Origin of the sequence: Nonomuraea sp. NPDC052116 (assembly GCF_040680035.1) — a bacterium.
Taxonomy (GTDB): domain Bacteria; phylum Actinomycetota; class Actinomycetes; order Streptosporangiales; family Streptosporangiaceae; genus Nonomuraea; species Nonomuraea angiospora_A.
The window spans coordinates 67838-83132 of sequence record NZ_JBFAWA010000036.1; the positions used below are offsets into that span (position 1 = coordinate 67838).

Sequence of the window (15295 nt, forward strand, 5' to 3'; positions counted from 1 at the left end):
GCAGTCGAGACTTCTGGAGGGCATGTGCGCCGACCATCCACGCGCTGGCTGCTGCAGGAGCCGTCGGCCGGAGACGGGCCGCTGCTGTTCGCCTTCCCCTACGCCGGCTCCGGCGCGTCCTCGCTGCGGCGCTGGCCCGGGCGGATCGGGGAGGCCGAGGTCCATCCCGTGCAGCTTCCCGGCCGGGAGTACCGGATCAAGGAAGATCCGTACCGCGACTTCGAGACGTTCGCCAAGGACGCCGTCGAGGCGCTCCTGCCCTACCTGGCGCGGCCGTACGCGCTCGTCGGCCACTGCATGGGCGCGCTGCTCGCGCACGCGTTCGCCACCCGCGCCATGGAGATCGGCGTCCGGGCGCCCGAGCGGCTGTTCGTGTCGGCGTCCCTGACGCCGAGCCGGGGTTTCTACGGTTACTACCACCCGTGGATGTCCGACCACCGCATCGCCGCGGAGCTCCGGCGCGTCGCCGGAGACCTCGGCGACGGGGCCATCCCGGACGAGCTGGTGTCGTTGTCGGTACGGGTCCTGCGGCAGGACGTGCGGATGTGCCTGGACTACGCGCCGCCGGCCAAGGCGATCGGGGTGCCGATCAGCGCCATCGGCTGGGCGGACGACCTCGACGTGGGACCGGACGACCTGGCCGAGTGGCAGGAGTACGGCGAGACACGCGTCCACCTGCTTCCCGGGGATCCGCTGAACTTCCTGGCCGGTGCCACCGGGCTCAGGAAGGTCATCGAGGAAGATCTCGACTACTGATGCGAAGAGGATGAGCGCCGTGTCTGCACCCGCGACGATTCCCGAGCTTCTCGCCAGAACCGTCGGAACCCATCCGGACCTGCCCGCCGTCAGCGACGAAGAGACCAGCCTCAGCTACGCGGAACTGGCCGAGCGGGCGGACGCCGTCGCGCACGAACTGGTCAGGCTCGGCGTGCGGGAGGAGGACCGGATCGGCGTCCACCTGCCGCGCGGCGTCGGCGCCGTGGTGACGGTGCTCGGTGTGCTGCGCGCGGGAGCGGCGTACGTGCCGATCGACGTCAGCTATCCCAGGTTGCGGCGCGAGCAGATGGTGAAGGCCGGCCGCCTGCGCCTGCTGCTCACCGATCCCGGCACGACCAGGCGGCTGTCCAGCCTGCCCGTGGAGGTGGCCGAGCTGGACTGGCGCGTCCTGCCCCCCGCTTCGGGTCCGGCGGCACACGTCGCCCCGCAGAGCGCGGCCTGTGTCCTGTTCACCTCCGGATCCACCGGTCAGCCCAAAGGCGTCGTGCTGGAACACCGCCACATGGTCGCCTTCGCCACGGACACCGCCCTCCCCACGGTCGGCCCCGGCGACCGGATGGCGCAGGCGTCGAACCTGTCCTTCGACACCTTCACCTTCGAACTGCTGCGTAGCATGGCCGGCGCCGCGGACCTGGTCGTGATGCCCGCCTTCGCCGACCTCATCGGCGCCGACCTGCGGCGGCAACTCCGGCGGCACCGCGTCACCGCGATGCTGGCTCCCGCCATCGCGCTCAACCAGGTCGCCCGCCACGACCGCGAGGCGTTCGCCTCCCTGCGGGTCCTGTGCTCGGGCGGCGACGTGCTGCTCGCCGACACCTGTCGCGAGCTGCGGGCCGGAGGCTTCTCCGGGGACCTGCTCAACCTGTACGGCCCGACCGAGGCCACCGTGGCCTGCACCGCCCAGCGTGTCCAGGAGCTGCCCGACGACTGCGCCCGGGTCCCCATCGGCCGCTCGACCGCGTCAGCGCGTCTGTACGTCCTGGACGATCAGCTCGCCCCCGCCTCCACCGGTGAGCTGTACGTCGGCGGCGCCGCCGTAGGACGCGGCTACCTGGACCAGCCCGGGCACACGGCGCAACGCTTCGTCGCCGACCCGTTCGCCGCGAACGGCACCCGCATGTACGCCACCGGGGACCTGGTGCGTACCGGCGCCGACGGAGCCCTCGAATACCTCGGCCGCGTCGACAGCCAGGTCAAGATCTCCGGCCACCGGGTCGAGCCCGCCGAGATCGAACGCACCTTCTACCAGCACCCGCACGTGGGCGAGGTCGCGGTGACGGCAGTGGGAGAGCCCGGCGACCTGCGCCTGGTCGCCTTCGTCATCCCCGTGGCCGAGGAGTTCTCACCCGTCGGCGTGCGCGCCTTCCTCACCGAGCGTCTGCCCGCCGCGTACGTCCCCGCCGAATTCGTCGTCCTGGACTCCATGCCGCTAGACGCGCACGGCAAACGGGACTGGGCGCGGCTACGCGAGGCCGCCGAGGACCGTTCCCGGCGGCGGCGCACCTACGAACCTCCGCGCACCGCCACCGAGCGCTACCTCGTCCAGCTCTGGGAGGAACTGCTCCGCGTGGAGTCGATCAGCGTCCACGACGACTTCTTCGGCCTCGGCGGCCACTCCCTCCTCGCCGCCCGCGGCCGGATGCGCATCCGCCGCGACCTCAAGACCGACCTTCCGCCTGAGGTGGTCTTCGAGAACAGCGTGGTCGAGGACCTCGCCAAGGTCATCGACCAGACCAGACCCTCCGTCGCCTGACGGTGCTCGCCGGTCCGGACATGGCTGGGCGGCGTCAGGAACAGCCCGGCTCGCGCGCCCGCTCGGTTGCGAGCCGGCATGAACGGCGGAATGCCGAAGGTCCAACTCATTCACAGAATGATCGTCTGCGCGCTACTCTGCCTCCGGCCCAACGGAAACGGAGACCGTGGATGCACAGATTAGCCAGATCCCGTTTTGCCCTGCCCTTGGTCGGGGCCATAGTCGCCGCCACCCTGATCGCCACCGCACCCGCCGCGTCAGCCGCGCCCGCGCGCGGCAACGGACACCGGGTCACCGTCATGGTCCACGGGTTCGACCGTGAGGCCGACATCAGCTGCTCCGGCGCATGGAACAGCGCCAAGCAAGTGCTGAACGCCAATGGTTGGGGCGACGTCGTCACCTTCGGCTACTACAACAAGGCCACCAACTGCGACCTCAGGCTCCAGGGGACCACCGACACGCGCATCCAGGAGGTCGGCCGCCAGTTCGCGTGGACCGTCTACTACCTGTACTCCAGCAAGGACATGGCGATCGACGTCGTCACGCACTCCATGGGCGGTCTGGTCGCGAAGGCGGCCATCGAAGGCGTCAACAGGTACGGCGTGGGCAAGCCGCCGCCCGACCTGAGCGGGCTGACGGTCGATCCGAACAACCTCGGCGCGACCGTGTGGCCCAGAGCCTGGCCCCCATTCCTGTACATCGAGGACATGGTCACGTTCGCCACGCCGCATCAGGGCATCGGCAGCGCGGTGGTGACCGCGTGCGCCATCACCCACGAGCAGTGCAGCGACATGCGTCCGGGCAGCGGCTTCATCAGCTGGCTGGGAAAGCAGCCGCTCTCCCAGATGGGCACGGACTACACCTTCCTCGCCTCGAAGCACGACGACACGGTCAGCTCCGACTCGGCGACCAACAAGCGCACTGCCCATCATTGGGCACTCTACGGCTCGAACGCCGACGGCGGCACGCTGAGCCACACCTCCATCCGGAACACCTCGACCGGCGACTGGCAGGCGTCGTACGGAGGGGAGTTCAGCGACGAGGGTGAGGGCTCGTACCCCGCGCCGCTCCTGCGGATGATGGACGGCCTGTACGACCAGCAGGCCCAGTAACGCGCGGACGCGTCCTCCCCTTTCGGCGAAGGGGGAGGACGCGTCGGTGGGTTATGGGTATTCGGTGAGGTTTGCGACGTTCGTGGAGGAGTTGCTCGGGCCTCCCGTGGAATTGATGACGTGGGCGATGGTTCCGGTGCCGCCCAGGGAGACCGTCACCATGTGGTGGAAGCGGACCCCCGGTGTGTTCGGCGCTTCGAAGGCCCGGTCGGCCACCACCCCGGGGTTGGCGCTGAAGTAGCAGTAGCTGCCCAGCCCCCAGGCCTCATGCGAGGTGACCGAAGCGGCGACCTTGTAGGCGGCCCAGCCACGGGTGGAGCCGTTCATCCAGGACGCCTGGTTGGGCGGATCGTAGGGCATCTCGTTCTGGAAGAAGTAGGTCCGCCCGCCGTTGCCGTTCCAGATGACCTGGTACTGGTGGTAGTGCTCGACGAACAGCCCGTAGAACGTCACGTTGTCGCCGTTGACGACGAGCCCGTTGACGGTCGTGTTGGTGTTCCACCCGACGCCGCTGCCGTGGTCGGCCCGCCAGATCCAGGTGTGATCACCGATCACGTCGTCGCTGTTGATCACCAGGCTCTGTGACGCCTTGCCCACCCCGGCGCCGCCGACGCGGAAGAAGACGTCGTGCAGCGAGGTGGGGTTGGCCGCGTGTGAGGCCGCCGAGCCCGCCGGGCCGACCTGCATGAGCGTCGCCGAGTTCACGGTCCCGGCGTCGATCAGCAGCCCGGCGATCTTGACGCCGTCCACGTCGGCGACGGTCATCGCCGTGATGCCGTTGTCGGGTACGAACGTCGCCAGCCCGAGGCCGAGCACCACGGTGTCGGCCCTGGTGACCCTGATCGTGTCGTTCAGATGGTAGACGCCCGGCGTGACCAGCAGGTTCTTGCCCGCGGCCAGTGCCGCGTTGATGTCACCGGCGGTGTTGCCCGGCTTGACGACGAAGAACTGGCCGATCGGCAGCGACGTGCCCGCACCCGGCCACGACACCCCGGCGGAGTTCGACTTCAGCGCGGGCACGAACACCTGGTAGGCCCCCGCCGCGTCGATGTAGAGGAACGGCTTCTCCCGTACCACCGGCGCCTGCCCCACCGTCGTGTACGGCGGGCTGGGGAAGGTGTTGCCCGGCGCGCCGGACACCCCGACGAAGGTCATGTTCCAGTTCGACCCGCTCCAGGACCCGAAGGCCGAATTGCGGGAGATCCACTGCTGCTGCGACCCGGACCTGACCTGACCGTCGATCCGCGAGTCGGAGATCCACCCGCCGCTCGACCAGCCGCCGTCGTCCAACTGCAGGTTTCCGCGCACATGCATGCGCCGGTACGGCGCCGCCTGCGAGACCGCCCACCGGTCCGTGCCGCCCGCCGGGGTGACCGAGAGGTTCTCGGCGGAGCGCCAGAAGTTCTGGGTGGCGTTGCCGCCGAACCAGTCGGCCTCGGCATGCACGGCCCCGTTGATCGTCACCGCGTCCGGCGTCTGTCCCAGGCCGAGGACCTGGGTGTAGAAGCCGACGTTGACGTCCACGTTGTAGGTGCCCGGCTTGAACAGCAGCGCGTACCGGTTGGACCCGAACTGGTTGGACTGCTGCTGGCCGAACACCGAGTTGAGCTGCGACTGGATGGTGGAGGCGGGCATCGACGGGTCGAAGACGCGCACGTTCGGCCCCAGGTCGGGATCGGGGCCGCCACCGCCGCCGTCGCCCGACAGGGTGAACGACTGCGCCGCCGTGCTGTTGCAGGTGTACTGCTGCAGTTGCACGCTGTCGGCCGTGGAGGCGCCCGACACGTCGAGGCACTTGCCGCTGTTCCTGTTGACCAGGTGGTACGTGCCTCCGGACTCCTCCACCGGCAGCCACTGCTGGTTGTTGCCGCCGCCGTAGGCCCACAGCTGGACCGGCGCGCTGTCGGCGGTCGAGACCCCGGTCACGTCCCAGGCCTGCGCGGCGTTGAGCGAGCTGTTGACCCGGTAGTAGCCGCCACTGGTGGCCTGGAACTGCCAGAGTTGCGCGCCGCTGCCGTTGCACGCGTACTGCTGGACGGCGGTGCCGTTCGCGGTGGCGGCGGAGCGGGCGTCGACGCACTTGCCGCTGTGCTTGGCGACCACGGTGGTCAGGCCGGTGGGGACGGCTGCCTGCGCGACCGGCATGAGGACGAACCCGGCCGCGACCAGCACGAGGACGACGAGGGCACGCATCAGAACCCCGCCGTCAGCCGGGTGAAGTCCCAGGCGTTCTGGGAGACGCCGCTGCAGGTCTCGGACAGGCCTCCGGAGCAGGGGCGGTCGCGGTTGACCGACCAGAAGGCGAGCCTGGTCAGGCCATGGGAGTTGGCGTAGTCGCGGATCTGGGTCCAGGTGGCGACCGAGGTGACCTCCGACTGGTCGGACAGGCCGTTCATGCCGGAGATGCCCATGTGCGCGTACGCCGTGGCGTCCGACCAGCCGAACGCCGACTTCAGGGCGTTCTTCAGCCCTTCGGCCGCGTTGACCGTGCTCTGGTACATGTTGGACCCGCCGCCGAAGTCGAACGGCATGATCGTGTAGTTGTCGATCGGGACGCCGAGCTCCTTCGACCGGTTGATCAGCCGGGTGCCCGCGCCGGCCGGGCCGCTGGTGGAGGTGCCGAAGGTGACGACCACCTTGACGTTCGGGTTGTTCGCTTTGACGATCTTGAGGCCGTTGAGTATGCGGTCCTGGACGGTGTAGTTCTCGTACTCGTCGGTGTTCTCGATGTCGAAGTCGACGGCCGCGGGTCCCAGGGCGTTGATGACCTGCTGAACGGCGCCCGCGTACGCCTCAGGCGTGGCGCAGTTGGGGCCGAGCTTGTTGCCCGACCAGCCGCCGAAGGAGATCTGGACGCTGCCGCCCTTGGACTTGATCGTGTTGATCGCCTGCTGGTCGGCGCCGCCGGTCAGCGCACGCGAGCCGTCCCAGCGTGGCGTGCAGCCGCCGCCGGACAGGATGAAGGCCATCGTGAAGGACTTCACGCCGGTCGCGTCCATGACCGTGCCCGGGTTGGGCGGGCTCCCCCACCCCATGTAGAGGTACGGGGCTCCGGGCAGCTTGCCGGGAGTGGGGGTGCCGCCGCCGGAGGGCAGCGTCCACTTCTGGTTGGCGCCGGTGCCGCAGCTCCAGATCTGCAGGGGCGTGCCGTCGGCCGAGCTGACGTTGGTGGCGTCCAGGCACTTGCCGAGCGCTCGCAGGGTGCCGTCGGAGGCGGCCGTCCACTGCTGCGCGGCGGTGCCGTTGCAGTCGTAGATCTGCACCTTGGCGCCGTCGGCGCTGCTCGCGCCCGCCACGTCCAGGCACTTGCCGAGTGCGCGGATCGTGCCGTCGGACTGCGTGGTCCACGACTGGGCGGTGGTGCCGTTGCAGGTCCAGAGCTGGACCTGGGTGCCGTTGGCGCTGTTGGCGCCGGCGACGTCGACGCACTTGCCGCCATAGCCGGTGATCTGGCCGGTGGCGGCCGAGGCCGGGGAAGCGAGGCCCGCCACGGCTAACGCCGTCACGGACGCGAGGATGATTCCTCGTCTTTTCATGGGGGGTGTCACCTTCTGTGGGGGGTGTACGCCGGCGGCTGGGCCGCCGGCGTGGGTGAGCACCATGGCTAAGAGAAATCCACGGTCGTGACCTTATGGTGACCTTACGGTGACCTTACAAGAGCGTCAATACTTAATTTAAGGGTTGACGGTACTTCGTACGCAGCCCTCAGGCGCCCAGGAACTGATCCACCACCAGGATGGCGGCGCCGAGCTTGACGCCCTCCGACCCCAGGTGAGCGGCCCCGATCGCGACGCGGTCGTAGGAATGGCGCAGCGCGGAGCGCTCCGTGGCCGTCAGGATCGCGGGCAGGTGGTCGCGGGCGAGCAGCAGGCCCGCCCAGCCGCCCAGCACGATGCGCTCGGGATTGAGCAGGTTGATCAGACTCGCCAGCCCCGCGCCCAGGTGGCCGACGGCCTCGTCGAACAGGGGACGCGCGCCCGGGTCGGCCAGCAGCGCCGCGAACGCGCTCTCCTCCTCGATGCCCGCCAGGTCGATCCCCGCCCTGGCGAGGACCGACTCGGCGCCGACATAGGCCTCCAGACAACCGCGCGCACCGCAGCGGCAGGGGCGGCCGTCGGCGATCACCGTGGTGTGGCCCCACTCCCCCGCCCCACCGGACACGCCGCGGACGGTGATGCCGTCGGTGATGATGCAGGCGCCGACCCCGCTGCCGATCAACACCATGATCATGTAGTCGCTGCCCCGTCCCGCGCCGAACCAGTGCTCGGCCAGGCCCAGCGTCATGGCGCCGTTGTCGACGAACACGGGCAGGCCGGGGAGCATGTCGGCCAGCCGTACCCCGCTCCAGCCGAACGTCGGCGAGTCGACGACCGAGCCCCGCACCATGCCGGGGACGCCGACGCCGACGCCGAGGACCCGGTCGGGCTCCACCCCCGCCTGCGCGATCACCGCGGCGACGCCTTCGCGGATGTGGCCGGCCACCAGGTCGGGAGCGTGCCGTCCTGGGCGCAACGGGCTCTCGGCCTTGGCCCGTGGCGTCATGGACAGGTCGAACAGCTCCACCCCGACGCGGGTCTCCCCCACCTCGACGCCGACCGCGTAGGCGTGGTGGGCGTTGACGCGGAGCTGGACGCGCGGCCGCCCGCCGTCCGACTCGACCCTGCCCACCTCGACGACGATCCCGTCGGACAGCAGGCCGGTGACGACGTTGCTCACCGTGGCGGGGCTCAGGCCGGTCGCCTGGGCGAGCTCGAACCTGCTGCGCTCGCCGTCGAAGAAGAGCGTGCGCAGCAGCACGGCCCTGTTGGTACGCCGCACGTCACGCGACGTCCCCCGCTGCGGCCGGATCATAGGGTGAAGTCTAGGCTCCCCTTCCTCACCAGTCCGGCCAGGAGTTCCTTGACCTCGGTCGCGTCGTAGCGGTCGCGGTCGAAGGGGCCGATGAGCAGCGGGCCGTCGTCGGGGCTGTCGGGCAGGCGACCGTGGCTGCCCCGGACCGGTGCCGGGTCGAGTGGCACCACCGGCATGGTGTAGCGGAAGCCCAGTTTCTTCCTGGCCAGCGCGGCGGCGGCGCGGAGCTTGACGAACGGGTCGCTTGGGTTCATGAACAGTTCGGCGGGGTCGTAGCCGGGTTTGCGGTGGATGTCCACGAGCCTGGCGAAGTCGGGGGCGCGGTCGTCGGAGAGCCAGTAGTAGTAGGTGAACCAGGCGTCGGGTTCCGCGACGGCGACGAGTTCGCCGGCGCGTTCGTGGTCGAGCCCGTACTTCGCCTTCCCCGCGTGGTCGAGCACCTCGTCCACGCCGGTCAGCTCGGCGACGACCGCGCGGGTGCGGTCGAGGTCGGCGGGGTCGCGGACGTACACGTGGGCCACCTGGTGGTCGGCGACGGCGAAGGCCCGGGACGCCCACGGGTCGAGGTATTCCATCCCGGCCTGGGTGTAGACCTCCAGGAGCCCGGCGGCGCGCAACGCCCGGTTGACGTCGATCGGGCGGGACGCCGACGTGATGCCGTACTCCGACAGCACGACCACCTCGGCCTCCTCGGCGAGCAGCGGGGCGAGCGCGGCGTCGACGGCGCGGGCCGCGGCGATCGCCTCGGGCCCGTCGGGGCCGTGCCGTTGCAGGTCGTAGTCGAGGTGCGGGATGTAGACCAGCAGCAGGTCGGGACGTTCGCGGGCCAGGATGCGGCGGGCCGCGGCGATGATCCATGCGGAGGAGGTGATCCCCGCGTTGGGGCCCCAGTAGGTGAACAGGGGGAACGGTCCGAGCGCGGATTCGAGGTCGTCGTGGAGTGAGGGTGGGCGGGTGTAGCAGTCGGGGTCCTTGCGGCCGTCGGCGTGGTAGATGGGGCGTGGGGTGACGAGCAGGTCGGTGGCCGCGCCCATCGCGTACCACCAGCAGACGTTGGCGGTGCGCAGGCCGGGTACGGCGGTCCACAGTTGGTCGCCCTGGATGAGTGCGTTGTGCTGGCGCCACAGGAGGACCTCGCCGAGGTCCCGGAAGTACCATCCGTTGCCGACGATGCCGTGGTCGCGAGGCATCGCGCCCGTCAGCAGGGTGGCCTGCATCGAGCAGGTGACGGCCGGGAGCACGGGCCGCAGCGTGGCCGCCGTTCCCACCTTGGCCACGTTCGGCATGTGCGCGAGCAGGCGGGGGGTCAGGCCCACCACGTTGATCACGACCAGCGGTGCCATCACTGCTCCTTCATGCCGAGCGAGGTCAGCCGGCCTCGCATCCAGTCGAGCTCGGCGGCGATGCCGGCGGCGAGATCCGGGGACGCGCCGGGAAGCACGTTCCAGGTGTAGGTCTCCACCTCGACGTGCCGGGTCAGCGGGCTGGGGCCGCCGAGGAGCGTGTTCAGCAGGTCACGCAGGTAGGGGGCGCTGGTGGTGAGCGGAGGGGGCGGGTCCGCGTGCAGCGGGACGTGGAAGTGCACCCGCCAGCTCTCGTCCGCGGGCAGGCCGCCGGCGAGGGCCTCTCCCAGGTCGTCGGCGTATCCGGTGGCGGAGCGCGTCTGGTGGAGGAACCTGGCCTCGTCGAACGCCGCCAGCGCCGGCTGCGCTCCGGGCGGGGCCTCCAGGGCGCACGACGCCTGGAGCTTCACGATCGGGAGCCCGGTGCCGGCGCCCGCGCCGGGTTCCTCGAAGCCCACGGCCATGTGGCAGGCGTCCAGGCACAGGCCGAGGTAGTCGTGATCCACCCCGCTCAGCAGGGCGGTCGCCTGGGGTGTGATCTCGATGACGCAGCCGGGCTCCGGCTCGAAGCCCACCCGGATCACCTTGCCGGTCCGGTGGGTCAGGTCGCGCAGCCCCTGGGCGAGCGCGTCGAGGTTCGCCATGACCGCCGTCGCCTTGTCCCGGGTCCATGGGGTGCGCCAGGCGAGGGGGAGGGTCGAGATCGTCCCCTCGGTGACGTCGTCCGGCAGCAACGCGGCGAGGATCTCGGCGAGCCCGAGCGTGTAGCGCAGCCGCTCCGCGTCGGCCCAGTCGGGCTGGTACACGCGGTATTTCACGACCTCGTCGTGGAAGCCGCGGTAGGGGAACCCGTTCAGGGTCACGACCTCCAGCCCGAGCGCGGCCAGCCGCTCGCGCAGCGCGGCGAGGTCGTCGCCCCGGGCGAGCAGCTCACCGGCGGCCTGCCGGGGCAGCCACAGGCCGACGCCGAGCCGTTCGGCGCCGAGCAGGTGCCTGACCCGCGCGGCGATACCGGAGAGTTGGCGGTGGATGCCGGGGAGATCCTCGGCCGGGTGCACGTTGGTGCAGTAGGCGAGGTGGATCGTCGAGCCGTCCGGGTGGCGCAGCCTCATGAGTCAGCCTCGCTTGATCGTGTTGCCGGCGTAGTCGGGGGCCGCCTCGGTGCCCGCCTCCAGGCTGAGCCGGCCGCTCTGCCCGTAGAAGGTCACCGGATTGCGCCACAGCACCTGGTCCACGTCGTCCTCGCCGAAGCCGGCCGCGAACATGGCGTCGGCTACCTCGCGCGTCTTGAGCGGGTCGCTGCGTCCCCAGTCGGCGGCCGAGTTCACGAGCATCCTCGACGTGCCGTGCTCCTTGAGGACGGCCACCATCCGGGCCGGGTCCATCTTGGTGTCGGGGTAGATGGAGAACCCCATCCAGCAGCCCGAGTCCGCGACCATGCCGACGGTCAGCTCGTTGAGGTGGTCGACCAGCACCTGCCCGGGGGCGAGGCCCGCGGCCCGCACCACGTCGAGCGTGCGGCGGGTGCCGGCGACCTTGTCCCGGTGCGGCGTGTGCACGAGGACGGGGAGATCGTTCTCCCGCGCCAGGGCGAGCTGTGCCTCGAAGGCCCGTTCCTCCTCCGCCGTCATCGAGTCGTAGCCGACCTCGCCGACGGCGACGACGGAGTCCTTCAGCAGATATCGCGGCAACTCGGCCAGCACCCCCGCGCACCGCGGGTCGTTCGCCTCCTTCGGGTTGAGCGCGAGCGCGCAGTGGTGGCGGATGCCGTACTGCGCGGCGCGGTACGGCTCCCAGCCGAGCAGCGCGTCGAAGTAGTCGAGGAAGCTGCCGACGTTGGTACGGGGCTGGCCCAGCCAGAAGGCGGGTTCGACGACGGCCCGGACTCCTGCGGCGTGCATGCGCTGGTAGTCGTCGGTGGTCCGGGAGGTCATGTGGATGTGGGGGTCGAAGATACGCATTCAGATCCTCTCCATGACGTCGCGCGGGACGGGCCGGCCGGCCGCCCGCAGCTCCGCCGCGTAGTCCGACAGCATCCGGGCCAGCTCGGCGTCGAACCGGCGCTCCAGGCCGGTCACCGAGGCCAGCGGGATCGACATGAAGACGCACTTGAGCACTCCCTGGCGGAAGGCGTGGTCGTCCAGCCACGCCGACCCGTAGGGGCCGAGGGCCGCGGCGACCAGCCGCGCGTCGTTGGCGCGCAGCGCGTCCTCCACCAGGTCGACCACCGCCGGGCCGAGATCGAGCTCGGCCAGCGCGGACAGGATGGCCAGCCGCTCGCCGGTGTCGCCGCGCTCGTACAGTTCGCGGACCACCGCGTGGTCGCCGCCCAGCGCCTTGAGCAGCGCGCCCCGGGCGGTGGGGCCGCCCTGCCGTTCGGCCTGCGGGAAGAGCCGGTGGATCGCGCCCGGGTCAGACTCGACCCGCCGTACGGCCTCCGTCTGCCACTCGTCCCTCATGTGCCCTCCTCAGGAACTCGATCGATCGGCGGGCGACCTGCGGGGCCGCGTGGCCGTGCCGGGCCAGCTCCACGGCCACGAGACCGGAGTAACCGCGCAGCTCGGCGAGCACCGGGACGAAGTCGATCTCGCCTTCCCCGAACTCCAGGTGCTCGTGGACCTCGCGGCGCATGTCCTCGATCTGGACGTGCACGGTGTACGGCAGCGCCCGCCGGACACAAGTGGGCAGATCGTCCCGCTCCACGCAGTGGCAGTGCCCGATGTCGAGGGTGAGGCCGAACCGGGGATGGTCGCCGAGCATCCGGCGCAGCCGTTCGTAACCGTCCAGGTCCCGGACGAGCATCCCGGGTTCCGGCTCGAACCCCAGGGTGACGCCGGTCCTGTCCGCCTCGTCGAGGAGCCGCTCGCACTGGTCGGCCAGCCGTGCGTATGCCTCCTCCTCCGTCATGCCGTCAGGTGTGACCCCGCTCCACAGATGGACCACCGGGGCGCCCAGATCGGCGGCGATCCGCATGGCCGTCGTCAGGAACTCCGCTCTCCGGCCCGCGTCGTCGCTGATGAGGGTCGGATGATGCTTGCGCCACGGGTCCAGGGTGTACCGTCCGCCCGTCTCGACCACGGCCGCGAGGCCGAGGCGATCGAGGAGCCCGGCGATCCGCGACACCTCCGCGGCCAGGCCGGGGGCATAGGGGTCGAGATGGCCGCGGTCGAGCGTGATCGCCGCGCCGGCGTAGCCCAGGTCGTGCAGGATCGCGAGCGCCTCGGCGAGCCGGTGGTCGCCGAAGCCGTTGGTGCAGTAGGCCCAGTTCATGACGTCGCCATCCGGGACGAGAGCCACCTGCCCAGGGGCAGCGAGCACAGCAGCGCGCCCGCCGCCCCGAACCGCCCGTTCCCGGCGAGCGCCGCCGCCTGGAGCGGTATCAGGCCGAGGATGCTCAGCCGGACGGCGTGCCGCACGTTCTCGGGATCGGGGTGGGCCCGTAACCCGGCCTGGACCGGGAGGGTCGAGGCGAGATAGCCGGCGATGAGGACACCGGCGCCCATCCGGGCGGCGGCTCCCCTGCGCAGGCTGGCCGCGGCCGCCAGACCGGCCGCGGCGGTGGTGGCGGCGAGGGCACGCTCGGCCGTCCCGGGCGCCGCCCCCGCCACCTCGGCCCGGCCGAGGATGCTGATCCCGTACGTGTGCGCGCCGACCGCCAGCGCCATCGGCATGGCGGCTCTCCCGTCCGAGCCGGCGCCCAGGAGCACGTCCAGCGCGCGGCAGGCGGCCATCGAGGCGGGGCCCGCCGCCGTCCGTTTGAGGCCGAGGTCGTAGGCCCACACCGCACCGGCCAGCAGGCCGGCGACGGTGAGGCCGCGGCGTCCACCGGCGATGGCGGCGGCGGCCAGGCCGGCGCCGGTGAGGGCGGCGGCGACCCCGAGCGCGGCGCCCGGGCGGACCCTGCCGGACGGGATCGGGCGCTCGGGCCGCTCGATGGCGTCGGCCTCGCGGTCGGCCCAATCGTTGAGCGCCATGCCCGACCAGTACATGAGCACCGAGGCCACGGCCAGCCCCGGGTTCGGGCGGCGTCCCGCGGCGACCGCACCCGCCATGGTGTCGCCGGGCACCGACAGCGCGGCCGGCGCGCGTACCAGCTCCAGCATCGCCCTCACGACAGCTCCCCGGCGAAGGCGAGCAGGCGGGCGTACTGGGCGGCCAGCGCGTGTTCGCCGGTGCCCAAGGGGTTCTTGAAGAAGTAGCCGAGCTCGGGGAGCACCCCGTGCCGTCCCTTCTCCTGCGCCCGCGCGACCAGCCGGGCCAGGTCCAGGACGAGGGGGGCCGCCAGCGCCGAATCGCAGCCCTGCCAGGTGAACTGCAGCGCCATCCGCACGCCGAGGAAGCCCTCGAAGGTCACGTGATCCCAGGCGGTCTTCCATTCTCCCAGGTCAGCGACGTAGTCGATGTGCGTCCGCCCCTCGACCGGCTCTCCCACGACCCCGGCGACGACCTGGTCCTTGGAGAGCTCCTTGCTCGACCTGGCGGCCGGATCGGCGAGCGTCGCCCCGTCTCCGCCGCCGAGCAGGTTGAGCCCTGACCAGGAGCGCACGCGTAACGCCCGGTCGGCGAACATGGGCGCGAGCGCGCTCTTGACCAGGGTCTCGCCGGTCTTCCCGTCGCGTCCCGCGTACGGCACGCCCCGCCGGGCGGCGAGTTCCGCCAGCGCCGGCAGGGTGGGCCCGGTGGAGGGCGTGAACTCCACGTAGCCGCACCCGGCCTGGAACGCCGCATAGGCGTACAGCGAACTCGGCGGCAGGACGTCGTCCCCCGTCGCGAGCCGTTCCTCCAGATCGGCCAGCCTCTCGAACTCGGGACGCGGGCCGACCGGAGGCTCGGTCGACGACACGTTGACGACGACCACTCTGGCCAGCCCGTGCCGGTCGCGGAAGTCGGCGATGTCCCCGCTCAGCCGGGCCGCGGCCGCGGCCTGCCCGCCGTCGCCGCGGACGTGGCCGCGCCGGATCTCGGCGTCGGCGGCGTCCAGGTCCGCGGCGATCAGCCGTGGCAGGTCCGGCGGGATCACCCCCGCCCTGCTCAGCTGTTCGGCGCGTTTGCGTAAGGAGACCTCGCTGATGTCGTGGCCGCCGAAGACCAGGCCGGCGAACGGGACGAGCCTCGCGGGAAAGCCCGGGGACTCGGTCACGCATCCCTGCGGGGGCGCGAGTCCTGCCCTGATCGCCGCGGCGCCGGCGGTCGCGGTGGTCGCCGCGGATCCCCGTGCCCCAATGAGCCACACCCCGACCTTGTCCATGCAAGCTCCTACGTGTCGGGCTCCATGCCGGACGAGAGATACGTCCGATATGTCACTAGCCGCGATGCTAAGAGCGACTTTTACCGACGGTCAAGCAGAAGATGACCGCTACGCGTCCTATCGCCACGTCGATCGGATGCGACGGCACACGCTTCGTAGGGAAGATCACGCAGGACTTTGGCCAGATTCTGGCGAAAGTCTTGACATTTGG

At 71.0% G+C, this 15295-nt stretch carries 13 protein-coding genes; 3 read left to right on the forward strand and 10 right to left on the reverse strand.

Features of this window, described 5'->3' with window-relative positions; genetic code table 11:
• The first annotated feature begins 24 nt into the window (after positions 1–24).
• The 3 genes from AB0L65_RS48015 (at position 25) to AB0L65_RS48025 (ending at position 3642) form a co-directional block, all read left to right on the forward strand.
• Positions 25–756: a thioesterase domain-containing protein gene (locus AB0L65_RS48015; RefSeq protein WP_363983605.1), complete on the forward strand. Its 732-nt coding sequence runs from the start codon at positions 25–27 to the stop codon at positions 754–756.
• Between the two features lie 19 nt (positions 757–775).
• Positions 776–2530 carry a non-ribosomal peptide synthetase gene (locus AB0L65_RS48020; protein WP_364260821.1) on the forward strand — a complete coding sequence of 585 codons (1755 nt, stop codon included), beginning with the start codon at positions 776–778 and terminating at the stop codon, positions 2528–2530.
• Between the two features lie 170 nt (positions 2531–2700).
• A complete protein-coding gene (locus AB0L65_RS48025) occupies positions 2701–3642 on the forward strand; it encodes a hypothetical protein (RefSeq protein WP_364260824.1) in 942 nt (313 codons plus the stop codon).
• Positions 3643–3693: 51 nt separating this feature from the next.
• Here AB0L65_RS48025 and AB0L65_RS48030 read toward each other — a convergent pair whose 3' ends face one another.
• The 10 genes from AB0L65_RS48030 to AB0L65_RS48075 form a co-directional block, all read right to left on the reverse strand.
• Positions 3694–5835: an RICIN domain-containing protein gene (locus AB0L65_RS48030; RefSeq protein WP_364260827.1), complete on the reverse strand. Its 2142-nt coding sequence runs from the start codon at positions 5833–5835 to the stop codon at positions 3694–3696.
• Positions 5835–7178, reverse strand: coding sequence for a ricin-type beta-trefoil lectin domain protein (locus AB0L65_RS48035; protein WP_364260830.1), 1344 nt, complete (start codon positions 7176–7178; stop codon positions 5835–5837). Before AB0L65_RS48035 ends, AB0L65_RS48030 begins: the two co-directional genes overlap by 1 nt.
• Positions 7179–7347: 169 nt before the next feature.
• Complete coding sequence (locus AB0L65_RS48040; protein WP_364260833.1) at positions 7348–8493, reverse strand: ROK family protein; 1146 nt, start codon at positions 8491–8493, stop codon at positions 7348–7350.
• A complete protein-coding gene (locus AB0L65_RS48045; RefSeq protein ID WP_364260836.1) occupies positions 8490–9836 on the reverse strand; it encodes a nucleotide pyrophosphatase/phosphodiesterase family protein in 1347 nt (448 codons plus the stop codon). Before AB0L65_RS48045 ends, AB0L65_RS48040 begins: the two co-directional genes overlap by 4 nt.
• On the reverse strand, positions 9836–10948 hold the full coding sequence (gene eboE, locus AB0L65_RS48050; protein WP_364260839.1) for a metabolite traffic protein EboE: 1113 nt from the start codon (positions 10946–10948) through the stop codon (positions 9836–9838). The genes AB0L65_RS48045 and eboE overlap by 1 nt, the downstream gene beginning before the upstream one ends.
• 3 nt (positions 10949–10951) lie before the next feature.
• Complete coding sequence (locus AB0L65_RS48055) at positions 10952–11797, reverse strand: TatD family hydrolase (protein ID WP_364260842.1); 846 nt, start codon at positions 11795–11797, stop codon at positions 10952–10954.
• Complete coding sequence (locus tag AB0L65_RS48060; RefSeq protein ID WP_364260845.1) at positions 11798–12295, reverse strand: EboA domain-containing protein; 498 nt, start codon at positions 12293–12295, stop codon at positions 11798–11800.
• Positions 12249–13106 (reverse strand): sugar phosphate isomerase/epimerase family protein, encoded by an 858-nt coding sequence (locus tag AB0L65_RS48065; RefSeq protein ID WP_364260848.1) that lies wholly within the window; start codon positions 13104–13106, stop codon positions 12249–12251. The genes AB0L65_RS48060 and AB0L65_RS48065 overlap by 47 nt, the downstream gene beginning before the upstream one ends.
• On the reverse strand, positions 13103–13939 hold the full coding sequence (locus tag AB0L65_RS48070; protein WP_364261017.1) for an SCO3242 family prenyltransferase: 837 nt from the start codon (positions 13937–13939) through the stop codon (positions 13103–13105). The genes AB0L65_RS48065 and AB0L65_RS48070 overlap by 4 nt, the downstream gene beginning before the upstream one ends.
• Positions 13940–13944: 5 nt before the next feature.
• Positions 13945–15084, reverse strand: a complete 1140-nt coding sequence (locus AB0L65_RS48075; RefSeq protein WP_364260851.1) for an inositol-3-phosphate synthase — start codon at positions 15082–15084, stop codon at positions 13945–13947.
• Positions 15085–15295 lie beyond the last annotated feature (211 nt).

What these genes read in the sequence shown, in the direction of transcription:
- AB0L65_RS48025 (WP_364260824.1), top strand. Translation starts at nt 2,701, where the DNA reads ATGCACAGATTAGCCAGATCCCGTTTTGCCCTGCCCTTGGTCGGGGCC.
- AB0L65_RS48030 (WP_364260827.1), bottom strand. Translation starts at nt 5,835, where the DNA reads ATGCGTGCCCTCGTCGTCCTCGTGCTGGTCGCGGCCGGGTTCGTCCTC.
- AB0L65_RS48035 (WP_364260830.1), bottom strand. Translation starts at nt 7,178, where the DNA reads ATGAAAAGACGAGGAATCATCCTCGCGTCCGTGACGGCGTTAGCCGTG.
- AB0L65_RS48040 (WP_364260833.1), bottom strand. Translation starts at nt 8,493, where the DNA reads ATGATCCGGCCGCAGCGGGGGACGTCGCGTGACGTGCGGCGTACCAAC.
- AB0L65_RS48045 (WP_364260836.1), bottom strand. Translation starts at nt 9,836, where the DNA reads ATGGCACCGCTGGTCGTGATCAACGTGGTGGGCCTGACCCCCCGCCTG.
- eboE (WP_364260839.1), bottom strand. Translation starts at nt 10,948, where the DNA reads ATGAGGCTGCGCCACCCGGACGGCTCGACGATCCACCTCGCCTACTGC.
- AB0L65_RS48055 (WP_364260842.1), bottom strand. Translation starts at nt 11,797, where the DNA reads ATGCGTATCTTCGACCCCCACATCCACATGACCTCCCGGACCACCGAC.
- AB0L65_RS48060 (WP_364260845.1), bottom strand. Translation starts at nt 12,295, where the DNA reads ATGAGGGACGAGTGGCAGACGGAGGCCGTACGGCGGGTCGAGTCTGAC.
- AB0L65_RS48065 (WP_364260848.1), bottom strand. Translation starts at nt 13,106, where the DNA reads ATGAACTGGGCCTACTGCACCAACGGCTTCGGCGACCACCGGCTCGCC.
- AB0L65_RS48070 (WP_364261017.1), bottom strand. Translation starts at nt 13,939, where the DNA reads ATGCTGGAGCTGGTACGCGCGCCGGCCGCGCTGTCGGTGCCCGGCGAC.
- AB0L65_RS48075 (WP_364260851.1), bottom strand. Translation starts at nt 15,084, where the DNA reads ATGGACAAGGTCGGGGTGTGGCTCATTGGGGCACGGGGATCCGCGGCG.